The 25465-nt window shown below is 57.5% G+C and carries 24 protein-coding genes and 1 pseudogene; 12 read left to right on the top strand and 13 right to left on the bottom strand.

The window, feature by feature from the left end; all coding sequences use genetic code 11:
• The first annotated feature begins 3 nt into the window (after nucleotides 1-3).
• The 10 genes from paaH (at nucleotide 4) to paaZ (ending at nucleotide 10756) form a co-directional block, all read left to right on the top strand.
• Nucleotides 4-1524: a 3-hydroxyacyl-CoA dehydrogenase PaaH gene (gene paaH, locus J3362_RS01885; RefSeq protein WP_349517866.1), complete on the top strand. Its 1521-nt coding sequence runs from the start codon at nucleotides 4-6 to the stop codon at nucleotides 1522-1524.
• The gene (paaI, locus tag J3362_RS01880) at nucleotides 1521-1967 is read left to right on the top strand and encodes a hydroxyphenylacetyl-CoA thioesterase PaaI (protein WP_014577964.1); all 447 of its coding nucleotides are present in this window, start codon (nucleotides 1521-1523) and stop codon (nucleotides 1965-1967) included. The genes paaH and paaI overlap by 4 nt, the downstream gene beginning before the upstream one ends.
• 14 nt (nucleotides 1968-1981) lie before the next feature.
• Nucleotides 1982-3211, top strand: coding sequence for a 3-oxoadipyl-CoA thiolase (gene pcaF, locus J3362_RS01875; protein WP_502882413.1), 1230 nt, complete (start codon nucleotides 1982-1984; stop codon nucleotides 3209-3211).
• A gap of 59 nt (nucleotides 3212-3270) precedes the next feature.
• On the top strand, nucleotides 3271-4581 hold the full coding sequence (gene paaK, locus J3362_RS01870) for a phenylacetate--CoA ligase PaaK (RefSeq protein WP_349517863.1): 1311 nt from the start codon (nucleotides 3271-3273) through the stop codon (nucleotides 4579-4581).
• Nucleotides 4582-4908: 327 nt separating this feature from the next.
• Entirely contained in the window at nucleotides 4909-5901 is a 993-nt protein-coding gene (gene paaA / locus J3362_RS01865; RefSeq protein WP_349517862.1) for a 1,2-phenylacetyl-CoA epoxidase subunit PaaA, read from the top strand.
• Between the two features lie 17 nt (nucleotides 5902-5918).
• On the top strand, nucleotides 5919-6200 hold the full coding sequence (paaB, locus tag J3362_RS01860) for a 1,2-phenylacetyl-CoA epoxidase subunit PaaB (protein WP_088827364.1): 282 nt from the start codon (nucleotides 5919-5921) through the stop codon (nucleotides 6198-6200).
• 12 nt (nucleotides 6201-6212) lie between these two features.
• Nucleotides 6213-6977: a 1,2-phenylacetyl-CoA epoxidase subunit PaaC gene (paaC, locus tag J3362_RS01855; protein WP_349517861.1), complete on the top strand. Its 765-nt coding sequence runs from the start codon at nucleotides 6213-6215 to the stop codon at nucleotides 6975-6977.
• The gene (paaD, locus tag J3362_RS01850; protein WP_349517860.1) at nucleotides 6961-7530 is read left to right on the top strand and encodes a 1,2-phenylacetyl-CoA epoxidase subunit PaaD; all 570 of its coding nucleotides are present in this window, start codon (nucleotides 6961-6963) and stop codon (nucleotides 7528-7530) included. The genes paaC and paaD overlap by 17 nt, the downstream gene beginning before the upstream one ends.
• Before the next feature lie 13 nt (nucleotides 7531-7543).
• Nucleotides 7544-8623, top strand: a complete 1080-nt coding sequence (gene paaE, locus J3362_RS01845; protein ID WP_349517859.1) for a 1,2-phenylacetyl-CoA epoxidase subunit PaaE — start codon at nucleotides 7544-7546, stop codon at nucleotides 8621-8623.
• 87 nt (nucleotides 8624-8710) lie between these two features.
• On the top strand, nucleotides 8711-10756 hold the full coding sequence (gene paaZ / locus J3362_RS01840) for a phenylacetic acid degradation bifunctional protein PaaZ (protein WP_349517858.1): 2046 nt from the start codon (nucleotides 8711-8713) through the stop codon (nucleotides 10754-10756).
• Between the two features lie 123 nt (nucleotides 10757-10879).
• Here paaZ and J3362_RS01835 read toward each other — a convergent pair whose 3' ends face one another.
• From J3362_RS01835 to J3362_RS01810, 6 genes and pseudogenes are all read right to left on the bottom strand, one after another.
• A complete protein-coding gene (locus tag J3362_RS01835) occupies nucleotides 10880-11584 on the bottom strand; it encodes an ABC transporter ATP-binding protein (RefSeq protein WP_064228284.1) in 705 nt (234 codons plus the stop codon).
• Nucleotides 11585-11794: 210 nt separating this feature from the next.
• A pseudogene (locus J3362_RS01830) lies at nucleotides 11795-12223 on the bottom strand (hemerythrin domain-containing protein); the annotation flags it as partial.
• Nucleotides 12224-12261: 38 nt separating this feature from the next.
• Nucleotides 12262-13020 carry an ABC transporter ATP-binding protein gene (locus J3362_RS01825; protein WP_349517857.1) on the bottom strand — a complete coding sequence of 253 codons (759 nt, stop codon included), beginning with the start codon at nucleotides 13018-13020 and terminating at the stop codon, nucleotides 12262-12264.
• The gene (locus J3362_RS01820; RefSeq protein WP_349517856.1) at nucleotides 13017-14024 is read right to left on the bottom strand and encodes a branched-chain amino acid ABC transporter permease; all 1008 of its coding nucleotides are present in this window, start codon (nucleotides 14022-14024) and stop codon (nucleotides 13017-13019) included. Before J3362_RS01820 ends, J3362_RS01825 begins: the two co-directional genes overlap by 4 nt.
• A complete protein-coding gene (locus J3362_RS01815; RefSeq protein ID WP_349517855.1) occupies nucleotides 14024-14899 on the bottom strand; it encodes a branched-chain amino acid ABC transporter permease in 876 nt (291 codons plus the stop codon). The genes J3362_RS01820 and J3362_RS01815 overlap by 1 nt, the downstream gene beginning before the upstream one ends.
• 82 nt (nucleotides 14900-14981) lie before the next feature.
• Nucleotides 14982-16139, bottom strand: a complete 1158-nt coding sequence (locus J3362_RS01810; RefSeq protein ID WP_349517854.1) for an ABC transporter substrate-binding protein — start codon at nucleotides 16137-16139, stop codon at nucleotides 14982-14984.
• A 306-nt stretch (nucleotides 16140-16445) separates the two neighbouring features.
• Between J3362_RS01810 and paaX the strand changes: the two genes are divergently transcribed.
• Nucleotides 16446-17414, top strand: a complete 969-nt coding sequence (paaX, locus tag J3362_RS01805; RefSeq protein ID WP_349517853.1) for a phenylacetic acid degradation operon negative regulatory protein PaaX — start codon at nucleotides 16446-16448, stop codon at nucleotides 17412-17414.
• 7 nt (nucleotides 17415-17421) lie between these two features.
• Here the strand turns inward: paaX and J3362_RS01800 are convergent, their stop codons facing one another.
• The 5 genes from J3362_RS01800 to J3362_RS01780 all read right to left on the bottom strand — a co-directional run bounded on the left by J3362_RS01800 (nucleotide 17422) and on the right by J3362_RS01780 (nucleotide 21746).
• Nucleotides 17422-17931 carry an acyl-CoA thioesterase gene (locus J3362_RS01800; RefSeq protein ID WP_349517852.1) on the bottom strand — a complete coding sequence of 170 codons (510 nt, stop codon included), beginning with the start codon at nucleotides 17929-17931 and terminating at the stop codon, nucleotides 17422-17424.
• On the bottom strand, nucleotides 17931-18854 hold the full coding sequence (locus J3362_RS01795) for a malate dehydrogenase (RefSeq protein WP_349517851.1): 924 nt from the start codon (nucleotides 18852-18854) through the stop codon (nucleotides 17931-17933). The genes J3362_RS01800 and J3362_RS01795 overlap by 1 nt, the downstream gene beginning before the upstream one ends.
• Nucleotides 18851-20041: a YbfB/YjiJ family MFS transporter gene (locus J3362_RS01790; RefSeq protein ID WP_349517850.1), complete on the bottom strand. Its 1191-nt coding sequence runs from the start codon at nucleotides 20039-20041 to the stop codon at nucleotides 18851-18853. Before J3362_RS01790 ends, J3362_RS01795 begins: the two co-directional genes overlap by 4 nt.
• Nucleotides 20042-20071: 30 nt before the next feature.
• The gene (gene efpL / locus J3362_RS01785) at nucleotides 20072-20638 is read right to left on the bottom strand and encodes an elongation factor P-like protein EfpL (RefSeq protein ID WP_062781535.1); all 567 of its coding nucleotides are present in this window, start codon (nucleotides 20636-20638) and stop codon (nucleotides 20072-20074) included.
• Nucleotides 20639-20714: 76 nt separating this feature from the next.
• Entirely contained in the window at nucleotides 20715-21746 is a 1032-nt protein-coding gene (locus J3362_RS01780; RefSeq protein WP_349517849.1) for a threonine aldolase family protein, read from the bottom strand.
• A gap of 161 nt (nucleotides 21747-21907) precedes the next feature.
• Between J3362_RS01780 and J3362_RS01775 the strand changes: the two genes are divergently transcribed.
• Nucleotides 21908-24109: a LemA family protein gene (locus J3362_RS01775; protein WP_349517848.1), complete on the top strand. Its 2202-nt coding sequence runs from the start codon at nucleotides 21908-21910 to the stop codon at nucleotides 24107-24109.
• Between the two features lies 1 nt (nucleotide 24110).
• On the opposite strand, the gene J3362_RS01770 is transcribed toward J3362_RS01775, so the two are convergent.
• Together J3362_RS01770 and J3362_RS01765 are read right to left on the bottom strand one after the other, a co-directional pair.
• Nucleotides 24111-24809: a crotonase/enoyl-CoA hydratase family protein gene (locus J3362_RS01770; RefSeq protein WP_349517846.1), complete on the bottom strand. Its 699-nt coding sequence runs from the start codon at nucleotides 24807-24809 to the stop codon at nucleotides 24111-24113.
• 330 nt (nucleotides 24810-25139) lie between these two features.
• Nucleotides 25140-25454, bottom strand: coding sequence for a HigA family addiction module antitoxin (locus J3362_RS01765; RefSeq protein ID WP_349517844.1), 315 nt, complete (start codon nucleotides 25452-25454; stop codon nucleotides 25140-25142).
• Nucleotides 25455-25465: the final 11 nt, after the last annotated feature.

Below are 25465 nucleotides of genomic sequence, written 5' to 3'. Positions count from 1 at the left end.
GCCATGCCGGCATTGGACACACAAACCAAAGTTGCCGTCGTCGGCGCCGGAGCCATGGGCTCTGGCATTGCCCAGGTGGCCGCACAAGCTGGCCACCAGGTTTACCTGCACGACCAGAGGGAGGGCGCTGCTCAGGCAGGCCGGGACGGTATCGCCAAACAGCTTCAGCGTCGTGTCGACAAGGGCAAGATGCAGCAGCAGGATTTGGACGCCGTCATCGGCCGGATTCAGCCCGTCGCGAATCTCGACCAAGTCGCCGACGCCGGACTGGTAATCGAGGCCATCATCGAGGACCTGCAGATCAAACGTCAGCTGCTGTCGAATCTTGAAGATCTGTGTACCGCCGATGCGATCCTCGCCACCAACACCTCCTCCATCTCTGTTACCGCGCTCGGTGCTGATATGAGCAAACCGGAGCGTCTGGTGGGCATGCACTTCTTCAACCCGGCACCGCTGATGGCGCTGGTCGAAGTGGTCATGGGGCTGGCGACCAGCAAGACCGTTGCCGATACCGTTCATGCTACGGCCACCGCCTGGGGCAAGAAGCCGGTGTATGCGACGTCCACTCCGGGCTTCATCGTGAACCGCGTCGCCCGCCCGTTTTACGCGGAAAGCCTGCGCCTGCTGCAGGAACAGGCCACGGATGCCGCCACCCTGGATGCCATCATCCGCGAAGCCGGCCAGTTCCGCATGGGCGCATTCGAGCTGACCGACCTGATCGGACACGACGTCAATTACGCGGTTACTAACTCTGTCTTCAATTCCTATTACCAGGACCCGCGCTTTCTGCCGTCACTGATCCAGAAAGAACTGGTGGAAGCCGGTCGCCTGGGGCGCAAGAGCGGCCAGGGGTTCTATCCCTATGGCGAGAGTGCGGAAAAGCCGCAGCCAAAGACCGAGCCGGCACATCAATCCGATGAGTCCGTGGTCATTGCCGAAGGCAATCCCGGTGTAGCCGCACCGCTACTGGAGCGACTGAAGGCCGCCGGCCTGACCATTATCGAGCGCGACGGCCCGGGCCAGATTCGCTTCGGCGATGTGGTACTGGCACTCACCGACGGCCGGATGGCTACCGAGCGTGCCGCCAATGAGGGTGTCGCCAATCTGGTGCTGTTTGACCTCGCCTTTGACTACAGCAAAGCAAGCCGACTTGCCCTGGCGCCTGCTGATCAGGCATCCGACGCAGCGGTTTCCTGTGCCTGTGCTTTACTGCAGAAAGCGGGTATCGAAGTCAGCCTGATCGCGGACCGGCCCGGGCTGGTCATCATGCGCACCGTCGCCACGCTGGCGAATGAAGCGGCCGATGCGGCTCTTCACGGTGTAGCAACGGTCGCGGATATCGATCTGGCAATGAAAGCGGGCCTGAACTATCCAGACGGCCCCCTGAGCTGGAGCGACCGCCTGGGCGCGGGCCACGTGTTCAAGGTGCTCACCAACATCCAGACCAGCTACGCAGAGGACCGCTATCGCCCTGCCCTGCTGCTCCGGAAGAACGCATTTGCACAGAAGGGGTTTTATTCATGAGCGAGATGGATCCGCAAGTACTCGCCGAAGAATGCGCCAAGGCCATGTTCGCGCGGGACCGCGCCAGCCAGAAACTGGGCATGAACATCGAGTCCGTTGCCCCGGGCAAGGCAGTGCTCACCATGACGGTCACCGGCGACATGATCCAGGGCCACGGCTCCTGCCACGGCGGTTACCTGTTCACCCTGGCCGATTCGGCGTTTGCGTTTGCCTGTAACAGCTACGACCGCGCCACCGTGGCCTCCGGTTGCAGCATTGATTACATGTACGGGGCCAAAGAGGGCGACCTGCTGACCGCCACCGCCGAAGAACAGGCCCGCGGCGGCCGCACCGGCGTTTACGACATCACACTAACCAATCAGGACGGCCGCAAGGTTGCCCTGTTCCGGGGCCGCTCCTATGAGGTTCGTGGCACCGTACGCAATTCGGAGGAAACTGCATGAGCACCGACAATACCCTGAAAGACGCCTACATCGTCGATGCCATCCGCACCCCCATCGGTCGATACGGCGGCGCTCTCTCCGCCGTGCGGGCAGATGACCTGGGCGCCATCCCCATCAAGGCGCTTACCGAACGCCATCCGGATCTGGACTGGTCGAAAATTGACGACGTTCTTTATGGCTGCGCCAACCAGGCCGGTGAAGACAATCGCGACGTTGCCCGCATGTCCCTGCTGCTGGCAGGCCTGCCGGTGGACGTACCGGGCAGCACCATCAACCGTCTGTGCGGTTCCGGTATGGATGCGGTCGGCAGCGCCGCCCGGGCCATCCGTACCGGCGAAACCCAGCTGATGATTGCCGGCGGCGTCGAATCCATGTCCCGGGCCCCCTTCGTTATGGGCAAGGCCGACTCTGCATTCAGTCGCAAGGCAGAGATTTTTGACACCACCATCGGCTGGCGCTTTGTAAACCCGGTACTGAAAAAGCAGTACGGCATTGATTCCATGCCCGAGACGGCGGAAAACGTTGCGGCCGACTTCGGCATTTCCCGGGAAGACCAGGACGCGTTCGCCCTGCGCAGCCAGCAGCGCACCGCAGCTGCCCAGAAAGAAGGCCGGCTGGCCGCTGAGATCACACCAGTCACGATTCCCCGCCGCAAGCAGGACCCGCTGGTGGTGGACACCGACGAGCATCCCCGGGAAACCAGCCTGGAAAAACTCGCCTCTCTGCCAACCCCGTTCCGTGAAAACGGCACGGTGACTGCGGGCAATGCGTCCGGCGTGAATGACGGTGCCTGTGCACTGCTTCTGGCGGGAGCCGATGCCCTCAAACAATACAACCTCAAACCCCGCGCCCGGATCGTTGCCATGTCAACGGCTGGCGTGGAGCCGCGGATCATGGGATTTGGCCCGGCACCGGCCACCCGAAAGGTTCTGGCCACGGCCGGTCTGGAATTGGCAGATATGGATGTTATCGAGCTGAACGAAGCATTTGCTGCGCAGGCCCTGGCGGTCACCCGGGACCTCGGCCTGCCGGATGATGCCGAGCACGTAAACCCGAACGGTGGCGCCATTGCCCTCGGCCATCCCCTGGGCATGAGCGGCGCCCGGCTGGTAACCACTGCCCTGAATGAACTGGAACGTCGCCACGCCGCGGGCCAGAAAGCCCGGTATGCCCTCTGCACCATGTGCATCGGCGTTGGCCAGGGTATCGCACTGATCATTGAACGGATGGATGCGGTGGCCTGAAGCCACCCGCCAACAAGAACAAAGACCATTATTCGACAAGAACAACGCAGGACAGAACCATGACCTTACCACTGCAAAAACTCGGCAAACTTGACCGCATGGAAACCGCCAGCATTGATGAGCTGCGTCACGAACAGCTGCAGCGTCTGCGCTGGAGCGTTGTCCATGCCTACACCAACGTGCCGTTCTACCGCAAAGCGTTTGATGACCTGGGCCTGAAGCCCATGGACATCAACTCGCTGGAAGACCTGGCCAAGGTGCCATTCACCACCAAGGCGGATCTGCGGGACAACTACCCGTTCGGCATGTTTGCCACACCCATGTCCGATGTGGTTCGGGTGCACGCCTCCAGTGGTACCACCGGCAAGCCAACCGTGGTCGGTTACACCCAGAGTGATATCAACACCTGGGCCGACATTGTGGCACGGTCCATCCGGGCCGGCGGCGGCTCCCGTGGCGACAAGGTCCACGTAGCGTATGGCTATGGCCTGTTCACCGGTGGTCTGGGTGCCCACTACGGCGCCGAACGCCTTGGCTGCACGGTCATTCCGATGTCTGGCGGCCAGACCGAAAAGCAGGTCCAGCTGATCAAGGACTTTGAACCGGACATCATCATGGTGACGCCGTCCTACATGTTGAACATTGCCGACGAAATGGAGCGTCAGGGCATTGATCCCCATAAACTGCCCCTGCGGCTCGGCATTTTCGGCGCGGAGCCTTGGACCAACGCCATGCGATCAGAGATCGAGGAGCGCCTGGGCATCTCGGCTCTCGATATCTACGGCCTGTCGGAAGTCATGGGTCCGGGCGTGGGCATGGAATGTATTGAAACCAAAGACGGCCCGACCATCTGGGAAGATCACTTCTATCCGGAAATCATCAACCCGGAAACCGGCGAAGTACTGCCTGACGGTGAATACGGTGAGCTGGTCTTTACATCATTGACCAAGGTGGCCCTGCCGATTCTGCGCTACCGCACCCGTGACCTCACCCGCCTGCTCCCAGGCACAGCGCGCCCGATGCGCAGGATTGACAAGATTACCGGCCGCAGCGACGACATGCTGATCATACGCGGCGTGAACGTGTTCCCGAGCCAGATCGAGGAGCAGGTGCTCAAGTGCGAGGCTCTGGCACCGCACTACGAGATCGAGGTTTACAAGGAAGGCAACCTGGACTGCGTGGACATCCGGGCCGAACTGAAACCCGGCGTAACCGACACCCCCGAGAGTCGCGCCGCTGCAGCCAAGGAACTTGCGCACCACATCAAGTCCTACATCGGGATCAGCACTCGTGTCGAGGTAGTGGAAACCAACCGCCTGGCACGCTCTGAGGGCAAGGCCAAGCGCGTGTTTGATCGCCGTAACAAGTAAATCCGGCCGACCAGCCGAGAGTCAGCACGCAGCGGATGCCGCTGACTCTCGCTGCTTTTCCCACCACCAGGCCCCGCAATCACCGATTTAAAATTGCTTTCCGTTTGCTGATCTCAATAGCATTTGCTCACGTATCACTTTTTTTATTATGCAAATCAGTACTATAAGATCTCATAAGGAAGCTTTTAGATATAACATGACACATAAAGACTGTTCTTGATATTTATTCAGTATCATATAATATGGAGTCATTGGCCCTCAGTCGTTATTGAGGGTTCTCTGTTCACGGACAACAGAACAACAAGCCCGATCCGGAGGTATTTGTTTATGTACGCCCAGCTCGTTGAAACCGGCGCCAAGCGCCTCAAGACCAAAGAAGAGATGTCGCCCGAAGAGCGCGACTTTCAGGAAAAGGTCGACGCCGAAACCAAAATCGAACCCAAAAACTGGATGCCGGAAGGCTACCGGAAGACCCTGGTCCGCCAGATTTCCCAGCACGCCCACTCCGAAGTGGTCGGCATGCTGCCGGAAGGCAACTGGGTTACCCGCGCGCCTACGCTCAAGCGCAAGCTCCAGCTGATGGCCAAGATTCAGGACGAAGCGGGCCACGGCCTGTACCTGTACAGCGCCATGGAAACTCTGGGTGCTGACCGTGACGAAGAGATCGAAAAGCTGCATCAGGGCAAAGCCAAGTATTCCAGCATCTTCAACTATCCGACCCTGAACTGGGCGGACATGGGTGCCGTTGGCTGGCTGGTGGACGGCGCCGCCATCGTCAACCAGGTGGTGCTGCAGCGCACGTCTTATGGCCCCTATTCCCGAGCCATGATCCGCATCTGCAAGGAAGAAAGCTTCCACCAGCGTCAGGGTTACCAGATCCTGCTGGACATGATGCGCGAAGGCACCGAGGAACAGAAAGCCATGGTGCAGGACGCCATCAACCGTCTGTGGTGGCCGGCTCTGATGATGTTCGGACCGCACGATGACGAGTCCCCGAACTCCCTGCAGTCGATGGCCTGGAAGATCAAGCGTAAGAGCAACGACGAACTGCGTCAGATGTTCATTGACCAGACCGTGCCGCAGCTTGAGTTCCTCGGCTGTACCGCTCCGGATCCGGACCTGAAGTACAACGAAGAAACCGGCCACTACGATTTCGGCGAAATCAACTGGCAGGAATTCTATGACGTTCTCAAGGGCAACGGTCCTTGCAACCGCGAGCGCATCAAAACTCGCAAGAACGCAATTGATGAAGGCGCCTGGGTCCGTGAAGCGGCCGTCGCCTATGCCGAAAAACAAAAACAGCGCGCGCAAGCCGCCTGATACCGGAGGAATACAACATGTCTGAATGGCGCCTTTACGAAGTCTTTGTACGCTCCAAGCACGGTCTGAACCACAAACATGTGGGCAGCGTGCATGCGTCTGACGCCGAAATGGCCATGGAAAACGCCCGTGACCTGTACACACGCCGCAGCGAGGGCGTGAGTATCTGGGTGGTTCCCTCCGACACGATCACGGCGTCCGCATCCGACGAGAAGGAAGTGCTTTTCGATCCGTCGGAAGACAAGGTTTACCGGCACGCTTCCTTCTACAAGCTGCCCGATGAAGTCGGACACATGTAAGGAGCGTTACCCATGACACAAGCAGAAGCATTAAAGGAATACCTGCTGCGCCTGGCAGATTCCGACATGATCCTGGGGCAGCGCCTGTGCGAACTCTGCGGCAAGGCCCCGGCTCTTGAGGAAGAGATGGCACTGATGAACGTTGCCCTCGACCTCGTCGGCCAGGCCCGTAACTGGTATGAGTACGCAGCCGAACTGATCGACGATGGCCGCGATGCCGACAAGCTGGCCTTCCGCCGCGACGCCCACGAGTATCGCAACCTGCTGATGACCGAGCAGCCCAACGAGGACTACGCGGTCACCATGGGTCGTCAGTTCTTCTTCGACGTGTACCACTACTTCACGCTCAAGAGCCTGACCGAATCCAGCGACGAGCGTATTGCCGGCATTGCCGCCAAGGCTCTGAAAGAAGCGACCTACCACTTGCGTCGTTCCTCGGAGTGGGTGAAGCGTCTGGGCGATGGCACCGAAGAAAGCCACCGCCGAATGCAGGAGGCGGTCGATATTCTGTGGCGCTTTACCGGCGAGCTTATTACGCCGGACGACACCGATCGTGTGATGGCCGAGGCGGGCATTGGCTCGGATCCTGACCAGTTGGCCAAAGACTGGCGCGGCATGGTCAACGAGGTGCTCACCCAGGCAACCCTGACGCCGGGCGCGGAAGACGCCTGGATGTACATGGGTGGCAAGCACGGCGAGCATACCGAACACCTTGGTTTCATTCTGGCAGAAATGCAGTTCCTGCAGAGGGCCTATCCCGATGCCACAACATGGTGATTCAGACAGCCGGTCAGCTGTCGACATTCTGATTGCCAGTGATCGGGTGCCGGCAAATGCCCGCCCCGATCTGCTGACAGAGGACGACATCTGGGCATTGCTTGAAGAGGTCAAAGACCCTGAAGTGCCGGCAGTCAGTGTCGTGGAGCTCGGCATTGTCCGGGCGGTCCACTGGGATGGCAAAGAGCTGTCCGTTGATGTGACCCCGACCTACTCCGGCTGCCCAGCCACCGAATTGATTGAGGAACTGATTGCTGAAGCCTTGCGTGCTGCGGGCTTCCGGGATCCAAAAATCAATCAGGTGCTGACTCCTGCCTGGACCACCGACTGGATCACAGACGAAGGCAAAGAGAAGCTTCGCGCATTCGGAATCGCGCCACCCGTGGGCAGCTCAAGCAAAATGAGCCTGCTCGGGGAATCGGAAGTCCTTACGTGCCCTCACTGCGGCAGTCAGGATACCGAACGGGTCAGCGAGTTCGGATCCACGGCCTGTAAAGCCCTTTATCGTTGCAAGGAATGCCTCGAGCCCTTCGACTATTTCAAATGCATCTAGAGCCGATACGATCATGAACAAATTTTACTCACTGACCCTCAAAGAGGTCAGACCTGAAACAAGAAACGCCGTATCACTTGCTTTTGACGTGCCGGAAGATCTGGCAGACAAGTTTCACTACCAGCAGGGTCAGCACCTGATCGTGCGCACCAAGCTGGATGGCGAGGAAGTTCGTCGCTCCTATTCGATCTGCCGCAGCGTCAACGATCAGGAGCTTCGCATCGCCGTCAAACAGGTTTCTGGTGGCCGCTTCTCCACGTTTGCCAACGAGCAGCTCAAGCCCGGCCAGACTCTGGAAGTCATGCCGCCGCAAGGCCATTTCTCGGTCGACCTGGACCCCGAGCGTGAAGGCAACTATCTGGCTGTTGCCGCCGGCAGTGGTATTACCCCGATCCTGTCGATCGTGAAGACCACGCTGGAGACCGAGCCCAAGAGCGAGGTCACCCTGTTCTATGGCAACAAGGCCACCAGCAGCACCATGTTCCGTGACGAGCTGCAGGACCTGAAAAACGAGTACATGTCCCGCCTTAACCTGGTGTACATCTTTACCCGTGAAGAACAGGACATCGACCTGTACAACGGTCGCATTGACCACGAGAAGTGCGACAAGCTGTTTGATCACTGGATCAATGCCAAGGAGCTCACGGCGGCATTTATCTGCGGCCCGCAGATGATGACCGAGACCGTGCGCGACTCACTGCTGAACCACGGCATGGAAAAGAGCAGGATCCACTTCGAGCTGTTTACCCCGGCCGGCGGCAAACCCCAGCCCCGCAAGGACAGGGATCCTGCACACGTCGACCCCCAGTCAATCAGTGAAGTAACGGTGATCGCTGATGGCCGCTCACTGACTTTCCCGCTGGTGCGCGACACCAAGAGCATTCTGGATGCCGGCAATGAAGAAGGCGCGGACCTGCCCTATTCCTGTAAGGCTGGCGTCTGCTCCACATGCCGAGCCAAGGTCGTGGAAGGCGAAGTAGAGATGGACCAGAACTTTGCTCTGGAAGACTACGAGGTAGAAGCCGGCTACGTACTTTCCTGCCAGTGCTACCCGATCAGCGACAAGGTGGTTCTGGACTACGACGAAATGTAGTTTCTACCCCCAAAACAAGACAAGAGCAAGGCAAGCCCCGCAGCAACGGGGCTTGCCTTCGCGTTTCAGAAACGAATGGAGTTTCCCATGTCAGTCCTGAAAAGTTTCATTGCCGGCCAGTGGGTCGGCGAAAAGCCCGCAAAGGCTCTGCCAAGCGCCGTTAACGGCGAAATCGTTGCCCATACCCACGACGACACCCTCGATTTCAAGAACGCTGTTGAGTATGGCCGCAAGGTTGGCGGTAAAAACCTGATGGCCATGGATTTCCAGGAGCGCGCGCTCGCACTGAAAGCCATGGCGATGTACCTTCAGGAACACAAGAAAGAGCTCTACGCTCTGTCGATGCATACCGGTTCCACCAAGGGCGATAATGGCATCGATATCGATGGCGGCTTCGGCACCCTGTTTTCCTACGCCAGCATGGGCCGGCGCGAACTTCCCTCCGGTAATGTGGTTCACGAAGGCCCGGTGACTCCGCTGGGCAAGAACAACCACTTTGCAGGTACCCATATCCTGGTGCCCCGCGGCGGCGTTGCGGTTCACATTGATGCCTACAACTTCCCGGTTTGGGGCATGCTCGAAAAGTTTGCACCCACCTTCCTGGCGGGCATGCCGTCCATCGTGAAGCCGGCCACCTCAACCTGCTACGTGACCGAACTCGCCGTCCGCCTGATGCAGGAATCCGGAGCGCTTCCGGAAGGCAGTCTGCAGTTGATCATCGGCAGCACCGGCGACCTGTTTGACCATCTGGAAGAGCAGGACGTGGTGACCTTCACCGGCTCGGCGGCAACGGCACGAAAGCTCAAGAACCATCCGAACATCATCAACCGTTCGATTCCGTTCAACGCCGAGGCCGATTCACTGAACAGTGCCATTCTGGCGCCGGACGTCACCCCGGAGCACGAAGAATTCGACATCTTCGTTAAGGAAATACGCCGCGAGATGACCGCCAAGGCCGGTCAGAAATGTACCGCCATTCGTCGTATCCTCGTGCCGAAAGATCAGGTGAACGCGGTCTGCGACAAGCTGAAAGAGCAGCTCTCCAAGGTCACTGTGGGTGATCCCTCTGTCGAAGGCGTTCGCATGGGTGCACTAGCCTCCATCGACCAGCTGGAAGATGTGAAAGCCAACATCCAGGAATTGCTCAAGACCAGCGAACTGGTTTTGGGTGGCGAAGGCAACTTCAAGGCTACCGGCGATGGCACCGAGAAGGGGGCGTTCATCGAGCCGCACCTGCTGCTCTGCCGGAACCCGGAAAACGGCTGTGGCGCCCACGATATTGAGGCATTCGGCCCGGTTGCGACCGTAATCCCTTACGACACCATCGAGGACGCGGTTGAGTTGTGCTCCAGGGGCCGCGGCTCCCTGGTCACCACTCTGACCACCCGTGAGCCAGCCATTGCCGGCAAGATCGCCCCGCTGCTCGCAGCCTTCCATGGCCGCCTGCATCTGCTGGATGCCGAAGCCGCGAAGGAATCCACCGGACACGGCTCACCCCTGCCCATGCTGAAGCATGGTGGCCCGGGTCGCGCCGGCGGTGGTGAGGAACTGGGCGGTATTCGTGCGGTACATCATTACCTTCAGCGCACCGCCATTCAGGGTTCACCGAGCATGCTGGCCGCGGTTACCCGCGAGTATGTGCGCGGTGCCGATCTGATCGAAACCGACGTGCATCCATTCCGTCGCCACTTCGAAGACCTGCAGATCAACGAATCGCTGCTGACTCACCGACGCACCGTTACCGAAGCCGACATCGTCAACTTCGGCTGCCTGTCGGGTGATCACTTCTACATGCACTTTGATGAAATCGCAGCGCGGGACTCCCAGTTCGGCAAGCGTATTGCCCACGGTTATTTCGTACTTTCCGCGGCGGCCGGCCTGTTTGTCTATCCGGGGGAAGGCCCGGTGCTGGCTAACTATGGTCTGGACACACTGCGCTTCATTGAACCGGTTGCCCCTGGAGACACCATCAGGGCGCGACTGACCTGCAAGCGCAAGATCGATCAGGGTCGGACATCTCCGGACGGACATCCTCAGGGTGTGGTGGTCTGGGACGTCCAGGTTCACAACCAGAACGACGAAATGGTTGCAAGCTACGACATCCTGACACTGGTTGCCAAGAAGCCCGAGTAACCACCGGGCTTCTCCTGCTTTCTCCCTGTCTTGGACCCCAGGGAGAAAGCGTCAGGCAAATAAAAGGGGGACAGGTCGCAAGACCTGTCCCCCTTTTATTGGTGCAAGGAAAAACCTGGGCGCTTACATACCCAGGTAGGCTTCCCGCACTTTCTCATTGCTGAGCAGCTCCCGGCCGGTCCCTTCGATTACCACCTTGCCGGTCTCCAGCACATAGCCACGATCCGCCAGTGCCAGTGCCTGGGAGGCATTCTGCTCCACCAGGAAGATTGTGATGCCCTCTTCCTTAAGTTCTTTGACGATGTTGAAGATCTCCTCGATGATCAACGGCGCCAGACCCATGCTGGGCTCATCCAGAAGCAGCAGTCTCGGCTTGGCCATCAGGGCACGGCCCATCGCCAGCATCTGTTGCTGACCACCGGAGAGCTCGCCTGCCAGGTTATGGCGCTTCTGTCGCAGAATCGGAAACTTGGTGTACATGCGCTCCAGATCGTCCATTACCTCGGGCGTTTTACCCCGGGTGTAGGCGCCCAGCAGCAGGTTGTCGTGCACACTGAGATCCTTGAACACCTGCCGGCCTTCAGGCACCTGAACAATCCCGTCAGCCACACGCTGATCGGCACTGATCTTTGACAGATCCTTGCCCTCGAAGGTAATGGCACCACGGTCTGTGGGCTGAAGCCCCGAGATAGTCATCAACAGGGTGGATTTGCCAGCGCCATTGGCACCTACCAGTGACACGATCTCACCACTGTTGATGTGGATGTCCACATCATGCAGCACTTCAATCTGGCCGTAAGACGTTACCAGTCCCTTGATGGACAGCATCTCTTCTTTGGCATGAGGCGCAGTCACCCGCTCTGCGTGCTTCAGGCCGAGACCACCGAATTTCTCGGGTGTATAGCTGACAATCTGGTGCCGCAATTCCCGGAATTCCTCCCGGACGCGCTCACCGAACAGGGGATCGTTTTCCACGTCCCGCGCTTCAATGATCTGCTGCCAGTCTTCCTCGGTCAGGAGTTTACGGGCCCGTGGAATAACCACGCCCTCTTCCTTGCGAATGTGTTTGCGCAAGGCTTCCGTAAAACGGGCCAGAGCATGGCTGAACTCTTCGCGACCTTCCGGCCAGCCTTTTTCGCACTCAGCCAACAACTGGCGCAACTCCACCAGCTTTTCGTGACCGATGACATAGCCCTTGGCCAGCTTCTCCAGCAGAGGCGCTGTCTCGGGAGACTTCTCACTGAGCCTTTTGTAGAGTTCAATGTCAGTGGGCGTGCTATGCACCCGCTGGGAGAAGTGCTGGATGTAATCAAAAATGGTCTTCAGCAGCCGCTCATCCGGGCGCTGATCGTTAAGGTTCATATCACTCAGCAATTGGTCCAGCAGATCCAGAATCCGCCACAACGCCTGGTGTTCATGAACAATAATCCGTACGGCCTGCTCACTGCGTGACTGGGCAGGCGCCATTTCAGTATTTTGCTCGCTCATGTGAAATGTCTCCTTGCTCAGCCACCCAGATAGGCGGCGATAACATCCGGGTTCTGGCGAATTTCCTCGGGGGTCCCTTCCGCCAGAACACGGCCATAGTTAAGCACCAGCAACCGGTCAGATATTCCCATCACCAGTTTCATATCGTGCTCAACCAGCATTACCGTAGTGCCCTGATCCGCAATTTTCCGGATCAGATCCTCCAGGGCAGCGGTTTCAACCGCGTTCAAACCGGCGGCGGGCTCATCCAGAAGAATAACCTTGGGTTCAGCCGCCAGCGCACGGGCGATCTCCAGGCGCTTGAGCGCGCCATAGGACATCGCCGATGCTTCGGCATCCAGGTAGTCACCGCAGCCCACATACTCCATAAGCTCGGCAGCGCGCTTGCGGGCCGCGGCCTCGTTGCGGCGCAAGGAAGGCAAACGGAACAGGGTCGTAAACAGGCTGCTTTTGAGCTGCAGATGCCGACCCAGCATCACGTTTTCGATGGCGGTCATGTTCATGCAGATCTGCATCTGCTGGAACGTGCGGCACATGCCCCGCTCTGCCAGTTCATTGGGCTCCAGCTTGGCGGTGCTCTCACCGTTCAGCAGAATCTCGCCTTTGGTCGGCGTATAAAGCCCGGTAATCAGATTAAACAGCGTTGTCTTGCCTGCGCCGTTGGGGCCAATAACCGAATAGACCTGCCCGGCCTCCACGGCGAAACTGACGCCTTCCACCGCGTGCACACCACCAAAGGCCTTATCCAGTCCTTTAACTTCAACCAGGGCTGTCATGCCTCACCTCCCGTTTTCTTGCCCAACCTTTTGGAAACCACCGCAACCAGTGTCGGGAGCAGGCCCTTGGGCATGAAAATCATGGTCAGCATCAAAATCAGGCCGAACATCACAGTCTCCAGCTCCTGAAAATCAGCCAGAACCTGCGGCAACAGCTTCAGTACCACGGCGCCGAGAATCACGCCGAAGGTGGAACCCATTCCGCCCAGCACAACCATGGTGATAAAGAGGATGGAGAATTCAAAGCTTGCTACCGCGGGCGTGATAAAGCCCTGGAAATGCGCGTACAGGCTACCCATCAGGCTGGCGTATATGGCAGAGATCACGAACACCAGGCTTTTGTATTTCGCCGTATTCACACCAACCACACTGGCTGCCACTTCCGAGCCGTGAACCGAGCGCAGTGCCCGGCCAATTGGCGACTCAATAAGGTTCAGGGCAAACCAGACCGCTACCAGAAGCACAACGCTGGCAAAGATATACCAGGCCTGGAAGCCTTCAATCTCGATGCCAAACAGTGAATAGCTACCAAACGCGCTCAACTCCCAGCCAAATATTTCGAAGGCCGGCACCGGCATACCGTCTGGCCCGCCGGTCAGTGCACGCTCGTTGTTCAGGATAATGGCAATAATAAAACCTACGGCAAGGGTCGCCATGGAAAGATAGTGGCCCTTCAGACGCAGAATCGGACGGCCGACGATCCAGGCAATAAAGCCCACAACGATTGCTCCCACCACCAGCGCAGGCACTGAAGACCAGCCGTAGGTGCCGGTCGCGATGCCGGTAAAGTAGGCGCCAAGACCGAAAAAGCCAGCATGGCCAAGACTGATCTGGCCAGCAAAACCAACCAGGAGATTGAGGCCCACCACCGTGGCAGCAATGATCGCCATCTGGGTGACAAGCTCATAATGGAACGGATTACCAAGAAAAGCAGGAAGAATGATGAGAATAAGGGCGAGAATCACCAGTCCCCGGAGACGCGACTGCATAAACGTATTCAACATCAGACGCGCTCCACTACCTTGGCACCAAACAACCCTCGGGGCATGAAGAAAAGCACCAGCAGGATCATGGAGAATGCCACGGCATCCTTGTAGTCCGATGAAATGTAGCCGGCCGCCATGGCTTCAACGATACCCAGCGAGAGACCACCGACAACCGCACCAACGCCGCTACCCAGGCCGCCAATGGCAGCCGCCACAAAACCTTTGAGGCCTAGAATGATGCCGATGTCATAAGAGGTAAACGTGATTGGAGCCACCACAATGCCGGCTACAGAACCGAGTAGCGCGGACACCATGAACGCCAGCATCAGAACCATCTGGGTACGGATACCCACAAGGCGCGCGGCTTCCTTGTTCATGGAAGTGGCCAGGATCGCTTTACCAATCAGTGTCTTGGTGAAGAACAGCACCAGCCCAACCACCATGATCGCACCAATACCCAGAACCCAAAGACTCTGGCTGTTTAACACTGCGCCAAAAACCTCAATGGGCTGGTCTGTGCTGAAATTCTGCATCACATGGTATTCCTTGCCCCAGACAACCTGGGCAATACCGCGGATAAAGATCGACGCGCCGATGGTGATAATGATCAGGGTAACGACGTCTGCCTGTTTGGCAGGTGCAATCGCGAACCGCTGCAGCGCGATGCCAAGAATGCCGGCCAGAATGACCGCCAACACGACCGCCAGGATCATGGGCACGCCCATGGCCGTAAGCGAAACCGTAGCCATGCCTCCAATCATCAGAAACTCGCCCTGGGCGAAGTTGATGACGTGACTGGCGTTGTAGATGAGGGTAAAGCCGAGGGCTATCAGGGCGTAAGTCGCACCGATAGTAATCCCGGTGAACAGGTACTGTAAGAATTCTGCGAGCATAGCGGTGGTTCCGGTCGAACATCGGCTGGCGACTTACCCTGAAAAGGGCTCGTCGCCAGCCGCGAGACAGGTTAAAGGGGTATCAGTCGATCAGTTTCCATTCGCCATTCTGGACTTCCAGAATGCGGAAGGATTCCGGGTCAAGGCCGTTGTGGTCTTCCGGTGACATGTTGAACACACCGGTGACGCCGACATAGCCCTGGATATTCTCCAGTGCATTACGAACGGCTTCCGGATCGGTCGAGCCGGCTTCTTCCATAGCTCGGACCGCCAGCATCAGGCCATCGTAGGCGTAGGCACCGAAGGTGGACACCTTGGAATCCCAACGGGCTTCGTATTCAGCCTTGTAGTTCTGAACCACTTCTTTCTGGGGATCGTCGTTAGGCAGGGAATCCGGCACCAGCAGCGGAGACGCTGGCAGGCGAAGGCCTTCTGCAGACGAACCGGCGAGTTCGAGGAAGCTGTCGGATGCAACACCGTGAGACTGATAGAACGGCAGTTCCATGCCCAACTGGGCATAGTTGCGGGTTACGATGGCCGGACCCTGACCAAAACCGAAGTTCAGCACCGCTTCCACGCCACTTGTGTTACGGATATTGGTCAACTGGGCGGTCATGTCTGTATCAGATCCGCTGTAGGTCACATCGGCTACAACTTCCATGCCCATCTGCTCAGCCACTTCCAGAGTCTGGGTGCGACCAGAGCTTCCAAAACCACCTGTGCCTGAAATCAGACCGAACTTAGTAATGCCTCGATCTTTCATGTCGGTCAGAATACGCTCTGCCGCCATGCGGTCAGTCTGGGGTGTCTTGAACACCCACTTCTTGACCGGGTCGGTAATAACAACCGCACCAGCCAGCGAAATGAATGGCACTTGAGCCTGTTCAATCAGCGGGACCGCCGCCATGGTGGCGCCGGTAGTACTGCCGCCAACAATGATATCGACCTGGTCCGAGCGGATCAGACGGCTGGCAAAGTTACGGGCAGAGGAAGCATTGCCAACGTCGTCATAGTGAATCAGCTCCAGCTGACGACCAAGGACACCGCCTTCTTCATTGATTTTTTCGACGTACATCTCGAGCGTTTTCAGCTCAGGATCGCCAAGAAAAGATGCCGGACCTGTGACAGACAGGAACGACCCGATTTTGATGGGTTCGGCTGCCTGGGCGCTCATCATCATGAGACCGGCGGCTGCAACGGCTGCGCATTTTCCTGCGCGACGAATCACTGTTTTAAACATTGTTTTTGTTCTCCCGAATTGTGCAGGGGCTTGAGTATGTTTTTGTTTCATCGTCCGTGACTACGACAGTCCCTATTCTTCGCTCCCGGTAAAATTCGATACCATTGACGAATATCAAATGAAGTTATTGTATCATAACGCTCGTGTCAACTGATTTCCGGGAGTGCCGACGCGGCTCTTTCAGTAAAGCCGACACTGGCAGAACACGCCAGCACCGCTGGCGGAAAGACAAACCTTTACCTGACACGTAAGAACCGCATAATACGTGGAACATGTTTCATTGATTCTTATTTGCGAACTCAGGCCATGACTGCGAAAAGCCAGCTAGAACTGCTCGTCAAAAACTTCCAGAAGAAGCGACCCCTTCGGGCCGGCTCTCTCATCATCACCATCTACGGTGATGCCATCGTTCCCCGCGGCGGCAACGTATGGCTGGGCAGCCTGATGAAACTGGTCGAACCCATGGGTATCAGCCAGCGACTGGTCCGCACCTCGGTGTATCGACTGGTACAGGAGTCCTGGCTGCAGACCGAAAAGGTGGGCCGTTGCAGTTATTACAGCCTGACCGGCCCTGGTCTGCGTCGGTTCGAGCAGGCGTTTCAGCATGTTTACAATCTGGATACCGAAGAATGGAGCGGCAGCTGGTGCCTGGTTTACCTGAACCAACTGTCACCGGAGCTCAGACAGAAAGTTCGTGAAGAGTTGAAATGGCTCAGTTTTGGCAGCATGGCACCCGGGTTGATGGAGCACCCGCGGTTTACGCGTGGCGAGCTGATCCCGATGCTTCAAGAGTGGGGCGCCCTGGACGACACCATCGTGATGCAGACCATGCCCATGGAACAGAAGAGTCCGAAGGCTCTGAGGCTGCAGGTCCGGGAGAGCTGGAACCTTGAGGAACTGGGTGGTCGATACAGGCGGTTTCTGAGCCAGTTCCGCCCTCTGTGGCGCGAGCTGCAATCTGAAGACACTCTTAGCGCTGAAGAGTGCCTGATTCTCAGGATCCTGCTGATCCACGAGTACCGCAAGATCCTTTTGAGGGATCCGCTGCTACCGGATGAACTATTACCCGGTGACTGGGAAGGTCGCAGCGCGAAGCAACTTTGCCGCAACCTTTACCGGCAGATCTATGTGCGTGCAGAGCAGTGGCTGGACGCGAACCTCGAGAACGCCTCTGGCCCTCTTCCAGGGCCCGGTGAGAAGTTCTACAAACGCTTTGGTGGCCTGAGAGATACCGCTGCCCAGACTGACCTGAGGACTGAACCGGAGGTGCTGTAACCGACGGTCAGTCAGGTGATCGACCGTCAGCGGAAGAGAGCTGCTTTCTGGTTGCCAGGCGCCCCTCCCGACGGATCTGTGCGTTTTTGAATCGGCGCCGCTGCTCCTCCGTCTCCGGAATCACATCCGGCACCTCCACAGGGCTGTCATGCTCGTCCAGCGCAACGAAGGTGAAGAAGGCCGAGAGAATATGCCGGGTATCGCCGGTGTAGCTGTTCTCCGCCTCCACCCTGGCCCCGATCTCCATGGACGACCCCCAACTACGGTTCAGCGACAGGCTGAACAACAGCGTATCATTTCCCTTCGCCGGCGCCCTGAAATGGATTGAATCCACGGCAGCCGTCACGCAGACATGAGCAGAATGTCGTTCTGCCACAACCAGCGCCAACCGATCGCATTTCGCCATGATCATCCCTCCGAACACCGTGTCGTGGGAGTTCATGTCGTTCGGAAACACCTTGTAAACGTGCTTCTCAATTGCAGATGCTGAGACGGGCTTTGAAGGCTTGTCAGCCATTAATGGTCCTCTTTTTCCGGTGCCGATGAAGCAATTACCTCTCTGACGACATTCGCACTGTGCAAAAACGCCGCCTGCTCCTTTTCATCCAATCGCGGATGCAGGACTCGCTCAATGCCATTACGGCCAACAACGGCAGGCAGGCTCAGGCAAACATCATCCACACCGAGAAAGCCGTCAACGCGGAGACTGACCGGTAGCGTATGCTTCGAATCATTTGCAATGCATTCAATGATCTCTGCCGCCGCCAGGGCAACCGCATAATTGGTACAGCCCTTGTGCTTCAGAACCTCAAAACCCGCACGGGACGCTCTCTCGAACAAAGCATACCGGCCGGGCGTAGCATCAAGTGTTTCGCCACCAACATCAGCGCAACTCATGGCGGGAAACTGGCTGTCCCCGTGCTCACCCAGAATGTAGGCGCGAATATCCTCACTGTGGATGCGAAGCTCTTCTGCCAGTAGTTGGCGAAACCTGCTCGAATCCACCAATGTGCCGGTTCCGATAACCTGATTCGGACGAAAACCGCCAAACTCCAGAGCATAATGCACCAGAACGTCCACCGGATTCGACACCATCACGATCTTGCAGTCCGGCGACATCCTTGCCAACTCTGGCATTAGCTCCTTCATCAACTGGACATTGCCCTGCGCCAGTTCCAGACGACTGCTCATGTTTTTCGGTGTAGGAACGGATGCGCAGACGGCAATCACATCCGAGCCGGCAGTATCCGAAATCGTACCCGCAGTAACCTGTGCAGGCGTATTTACAAACAACTGACCGTGCCGCAGATCAAGCACATCACCCAGCACGGATTCTTTGCTTCGGCCAACCAGAACCAGTTCATTGATGATGTTTTTCAACGTCAGCACGAAAGCCAGCGTCGACCCGACATTCCCCATACCAATGACTGAAACTTTCATGTGACCTCCGCAGGTTTCCTTTCACTTCCCCTCGCCTGGGCTCTACGAGCCAAGTGGAGAACAAGAACCCCCAACGCCATCACCACCAGGGTCAGCCAGAGGCCGTTGGTGTAGTTGCCTTCCACATCAGCGAGATAACCGACAACGGCCGGCGCCACCATCTGTGCAATGCCATAGCTGAAAGTCAGCCTGCTCATGGGCCGCGAGGGATTCTCCGGGAAAGCCCGCCCCACCATCGCCAGCATCATGCTGACGATACCGATGAAGCTGACGCCATAGATCACCGAGCTGACCATCACACTGGCCAGGCTGGTATTTACAATCAGCATCAGGATGCTGACGGAGTTCAGAGTGTAGGCCAGGTATAGTGCCAGCCACTGTCCCCATCGACGGGAGAACACATCCCACAACCAGCAGGCCGGGGTGGCGGAAAGGCCTGCAATCAGCCAGACCAGCCAGCCCTGCCCCTGAAGCTCGGGCATGGATTCAGCAATAGCCACTAGAAAGGTAGCCGTGACCACATAGCCAACGCCGGCGCAGAAATACGCTAGTTGCAGGATACGTATGAACCGGCTGCGCTCGTCGCCACCATCGGTTGTCCCCGTTTTTGGCAAGGCACAGGCTCGGTAATCAGGCATCCAGCGCCAGGCGGGGATCAGCAACGCCAGGGCCACCAGACCATAGATCACCCATTGCTGGTCCCAGGTAAACGGATCCTTGATCAGCTCCGCTGTAACAGCGGTCAGAACAATCCCGAGCCCGATGCCGGAAAAGAAAACGCCAAGCTCGGACTTCTGGTTGTTCTTGATCAACCAGCTCATCAGCAGACCCGCGCCAAGCAACATGCCTGCGGAGGTGCTCAGCCCTGAGATGAAACGCAGGATGAACCAAAGCCACACGTTGGTGGTGTACCCCATGAGAACCGTCGAAACCACAGCGACCAGAAGCCCGAGCTGATAAAGCCTTACCTTGAGACCGAGATCGCTGATCCGTGTAATCAGCACTGCACCAGTCAGATAGCCGGCGTAGTTAACCGTCGCCAGCATGCCGACAACGGATTTGCTCAGCCCCAGTGCCGCGACCATTTCCGGGATCATGGGCGTGTAGGAAAACCGGGCAATCCCCACCATGACCACAACAGCAATCACGCTGGCGACCAGCACCTTTATCGTTTCTATTGGCTTCACAGGGATTCCTTACTTCGGAACGGCTTCAGATCAGGCGCGACCCAGGAACTTGCGCTCCTCCACGTTGATGCGAATGCGATCTCCGGTGGAGATGTGCTCGGGAACCTGAACGACCAACCCCGTGGCAAAACGGGCGGGCTTGGTTCTGGCCGTCGCAGAGCCGCCCTTCACAGACGGGTCAGTCTCCTCAATTACCAGTTCAACCGTGGGCGGAAGAGCCAGCGAAACCGGCGAATCCTTCAACAGGATGACCATGACTCCCTGCGTATCTTCGGAAATGAACAGCAGCTCGTCGGCAATGGCCTCGCGGTTCAGGCTGTACTGGGTGAAATCCTCTGTATCCATGAACACGTATTCATCGCCATCGGCGTAGGAAAAGGTGGCTTCCCGGCGAGTGAGATCGGCCAGGTTGAGCATGTCTGAGTCCTTGAAGGTCTCGTCCAGCTTCTGGTTGGTCACGACATCGTACATGCGCATGCGGTAGAGACTGCCGCCGGCCCGGCCCTGGGGCACTGAACGCTCGATGTCCTTTACAAAATACACCCGACCATCGTATTCAACAGCGGAGTTCTTTTTGATTTCACTGGCTCTGGGCATGTCTTCTGTTTCCGTAAAATAATTGGGGTTTTGGGGCTGCTGATATATCACGACTTCGCCCCAGAATCGATAGCTCTTAGCCTACTAGAGCTCTCACATCAGATAGAAAGCGGTCAACCTGTTCATTGGTCGTTGCCCAGGAACACATCAGGCGGGCACTGCCTCCAATAAAGTTATAGAAGCGCCAGCCTTTGGCCCGCAGTGCTGCCTGCAACGGCTCCGGCATCTCTACGAAAACACCGTTGACCTGTCTCGGGTAGCGTAGCTGGATACCGGGAAGGCCTTCCAGCCCCGCGGCAAGACGCTGGGCGCAGGCGTTGGCGTGGCGGGCGTTCTGCAACCATACATCGCCTTCGAGAAGCCCGCACCAGGGTGCAGAAATATAGCGCATCTTGGAGGCCAGCTGACCAGCCTGCTTGCAACGCCACTCAAAGTCCTCCGCCAGAGACCGGTTGAAGAACACCACCGCCTCGCCGAGCGCCAGGCCGTTCTTGGTACCGGAAAAGCACAAAACATCGACACCGGCCTTCCAGGTAATCTCCGACGGATGCACATCCAGCGCAGCCACCGCATTGGCGAAGCGGGCACCGTCCATATGAATATTGAGCTTATAGCGATCGGCGACCGACCGGATAACCCTCAGCTCCTCCGGTGTATAGACCGTGCCAACCTCTGTGGCCTGGGTCAGGCTGAGCGCCTTGGGCTTGGGGTAGTGAATATCGGTCCGTTTGGTCACCAGGTGCTCGATGCTCTCCGGTGTCAGCTTGCCGTTTTCGCCCTGTCCCAGGAGCAGTTTGGCACCATTGGAGGCATACTCCGGGCCACCGCATTCGTCGGTTTCTATATGGGCCAGCTCGTGGCAGATCACACTGTGAAACGACTGACCAATCGACGCCAGAGCCAGCGAGTTGGCAGCGGTGCCGTTGAACACGAAGTAAACGTCACAGTCGGTATCGAACAGCGTTCTCAGACCATCCGCCGCTTTTTGCGTCCAGCTGTCCTCGCCGTAGGCCGGCTCATCCATCCGGTTGGCCGCTTCCATGGCTTTCCAGGCCTGTGGGCAAACACCGCTGTAGTTGTCGCTGGCAAACTGTTCGGACTGGGACACAACCGCTCCTGAAAACTGAAAGGAAAGCCTTTAACGTTATAGGAACAGCCAGCCGTTGCCAACTTGCCAATCACCCGGTTGCCATCGGATCGGCGGAATGGCGAAGCCCGATCCCTTATACTCGTGCCTCAGAAAGCCATCAGCATAAGGACCTTCCTGCCATGAGGCGTTTCAATATCGCCAGCATTCCCGGCCGGATTATTACCGCCATTATTGCAGTCGCCTGCCTTGCCGGCAGCTATTACGCAATGACAACAGGTCTCGGCAAGCTCACCGAGGCACGGCAACTGGAACGACTCCCGGAGACGCCCGTCGGGGCCCTGACCACCGGGCCTTATGTGATCGCGGGAGAAATCACGGATCAGCTGGGAACTCTGGAAACGCCCTATTCCAAAACCGAAGCGGTCTACTATCGGTACAAACTCGAGGAGGAATATCGCGACTCCGACGGTGATCTGCGTATTCGCACTCTGGATTCCGGTTACCGCGGCAGAGATTTCCTGCTGCGGGACCAGACCGGCTCGGTCACTGTGGCAACGGGCGGCAATCCTGACGCAACGGAATGGATACTGGACCGAACCTATCGCCAACAGTCCGGCCGGCGAATCTATTCTGAGTGGGCGCTGGTTCCCGGCCACACAGCTCGGGTGATTGGCCAATACAGCAGCGAAAGCACATCGCTGAACTTCGCTGGCCTCGAGGACTTCAGCCTGCCCGCCATGGTATCCAGGAACACCCTGGCCGCGGACAGTGGCGACCGGTTCTTCGACGCTGCCATCCGCATTTCCATAGCAACGGGTCTGCTGGCTCTGGGCATCGCACTGATACTTCCCCTTATCAGGATTCACCGGTTCTGGGTCTATGTGTTGGTGATGACTTTTGCTGTCTCTGGAACACTTTCGGTACTGGGCATCAACAAACTCCGGCAGGAATGGTCTGCCATCGCCAACTTGTATGAAGCCCGCTATCAAAAAATCGACGAAACAAGCGCCCGCTCACTGGTGCTTGCCGACGTCGCTGCCTTACAGCAACTGATCCGCCAGAGCACCAGTGGCTGGCTGGACCGCTGGATGTTCCGGAGCGTGGTCCAGAATCGCCTGCCAGTCCCGGAGCTTGACGAGCAGACCGCCAGCATTGCGCGATCCATCGTAGCCAGCCAGCCCGAGGGCCGTTACCAGCATGCCTGGACCAGCCAAGGGCTTGCAGTGGCCAGCATTATTGCCGCCCTGCTGCTTTTGTGGCTGTCCATCCGCACCGTCAAGTTCAAGCGCCTGATGGAAGCGGTGCCCACCAGCAGCACCCGGGGACTCAGTTTTGGTCTCTCGGAGCTCAAGGCGATGGTGGATGTCGATGATGAGCACCCTCCTCTCCGGGATCCACTGAAAAACGAGAAATGCGTGGCCTTCGACTACAAGGTGGAAGAAAAGCGGGGGTCGGGAAAAAACGAGAAATGGCGAGTCATCGAGCATCGGGAAGAACGAGCACCTTTCTGGCTGGAAGACAGCGAGGGGAAGGTTCTGGTCCAGCCAGACGGTGCGAAGATCGAATATCCGCAGTACCATTCAGAGCGCCAGGGCGACAGGCGCTACACCGTGCGCTTCCTCGATACCTTCGTGAACGTTTACTGCCTGGGCTTTGCCGGCCTGGATCGCGATCAGCCGGACCGGCTCACCATCCAGAAGGACGAAGCCTCACCATTCCTGATCAGTGGTAACGAAGAGGAAGACATTGTGCTGGACCGAGGGGCGCGGGGTTTCGCGGGCATCGCCCTGACACTCGGGTTGTTCCTGTTCTCCACCACCGCACTGTTTGCTGCAGACGGCGGTTTCAGCCCGGACAACCTGATTCTGTCGGCTCTTACGGTACCGATCATCCTGCTCATCTACACCGGTATACTGCACTACAACGACATTGTGTTCCTGAAAAACCGTGTGGACCGGGCAGCCGCCAACATCGACACCATTCTCCAACAACGCCATGAGCTCTGGCCCAACCTCGAGAAAGTCGTCAAGGCGTCTCTGGCCCATGAAAAGCAACTGCTGAAAGCCATTGCCCAGTTACGCAGCGCAGACCCTGTCGAGATGAGCTCGAAAGAGCAGGCAGACAAGTTGATGCAGTTTGAAAAGAAGGTGGCAACTGCGCTTCAGGCCCGGGTCGAAGGATATCCGGACCTGAAAAACAATGAGGTGATTCAGAAATTCATGTCGATCATGGCAGAGACGGAAAACTACCTTTCACTGCTGCGAAACAGCTTTACCGAGAGTGCCATGATCTACAACACGCGGATCCAGTCGTTCCCGGACGTGATCCTGGCCAAGCTGTTCCGTTTTCGTGAAGCACCGCAGTTCAGTTCGGAAACCTGAACTAGCCGTTCAGGCCAAGGTGCTCGGCGTCCTGCTCGATGCAACGATCCAGCAGCGCCAGATAGTCCGCTTTGGCCTTCACCTTGGTTTCACGATGGGCGCGCATGTTCAGGGTTTTGAAATGAAGTGCCAGCTCGGTGGCCCGCTCAACCAGCTTGTCCTGGGCAACCACCTCATCCAGGAAGCCCGCCTCTACTGCGCCTTCCGGATTGTATATTTCGGCATTCACTACGGAACGGTAGAAGTGAGCCGGCGCCAGCCGATGGCGGGCAATTTCAATCCCGGCATGGTGCATGGTCATGCCGATTGCCACCTCGTTCAGGCCAAGCTTGAAGGGCCCCTCAATACCAATACGGTGATCCACTGACAGCAGAATGAACGCTCCCTTGGCAATGGCATGGCCGCTACAGGCACCGATAATCGGCAACGGGAACGCCGCCAGACGGCGGGTAAAGGTGGAGCCGGTCTTGACCAGCGCAGCTGCCTCTTTCGGCCCCTTCTGCATCGCTTTCAGGTCATATCCGGCAGAGAACACGCCTGGCTGGCCGGTCAGGATCACAACGGCTTTATCCTGCTCTGCCCGATCCAGTGCGGCATTGAGCCCCTCGAACACTTCCTGGCTCAGGGCATTGGCCTTGCCATTGCTGATGGCAATCGTCGCAACACCGTCTTTCAAGTCATAACTTACCAGCTCAGTCACCTGTTCTACCTCTCTACCGGAATTAAAGTGAGCGTTTGTTTACTTCGATGGACCTGATTGTGGGTTAGGCGCGCTAGAGATTCAATATCCATTGGTCATGTCGCCAAAACCTGGCCGAAGTTTGGGCCAGTCAAGTATCCGGTAAGGTCGCAAAGCGAACGTTCAGATTGAACTCCCAACGTACGTCGCCATGGGTTGCGGCAATTCTGGAAAGGCGATGTTTTCCAGACAATGCGCAAATAGCAAACTCAGAGGAACCCGATTCCGAGGGACGCGTCCGAGCAAGTCGAAACCAAGGTGTTGTTTGATAAAACGTATGACTATCAGAGCTCAGGCAGCCTCATGCTTGGTCTTGCGGGGTTTGATGAGATCTTTGATTTGATCAGCTTTTTCCGCACGGGCTCGGCGCAGATCGTAATCAGTTTGCAAGTTGAGCCAGAACTGCTCAGTGGTTCCAAAATAACGAGCCAATCGCATGGCCGTATCAGCGGTAACACCACGACGCTCGCGAACAATCTCATTCAGTCGCTGGGCCGGAACATACAGTTCTTTTGCCAGCGCATTCACACTCATGCCGAGAGGCTTGAGGTAATCCTCAAGTAAAATTTCTCCCGGATGAACAGGGCGCATACCGACCGTAATCATTGCGCAACCTC

Origin of the sequence: Marinobacter sp. NFXS11 (assembly GCF_040148675.1) — a bacterium.
In the GTDB taxonomy this organism is placed as follows: Bacteria; Pseudomonadota; Gammaproteobacteria; order Pseudomonadales; family Oleiphilaceae; genus Marinobacter.
The sequence above is the reverse complement of the archived record's forward strand: the minus strand, read 5'-3'. Positions and strand labels throughout refer to the sequence as shown.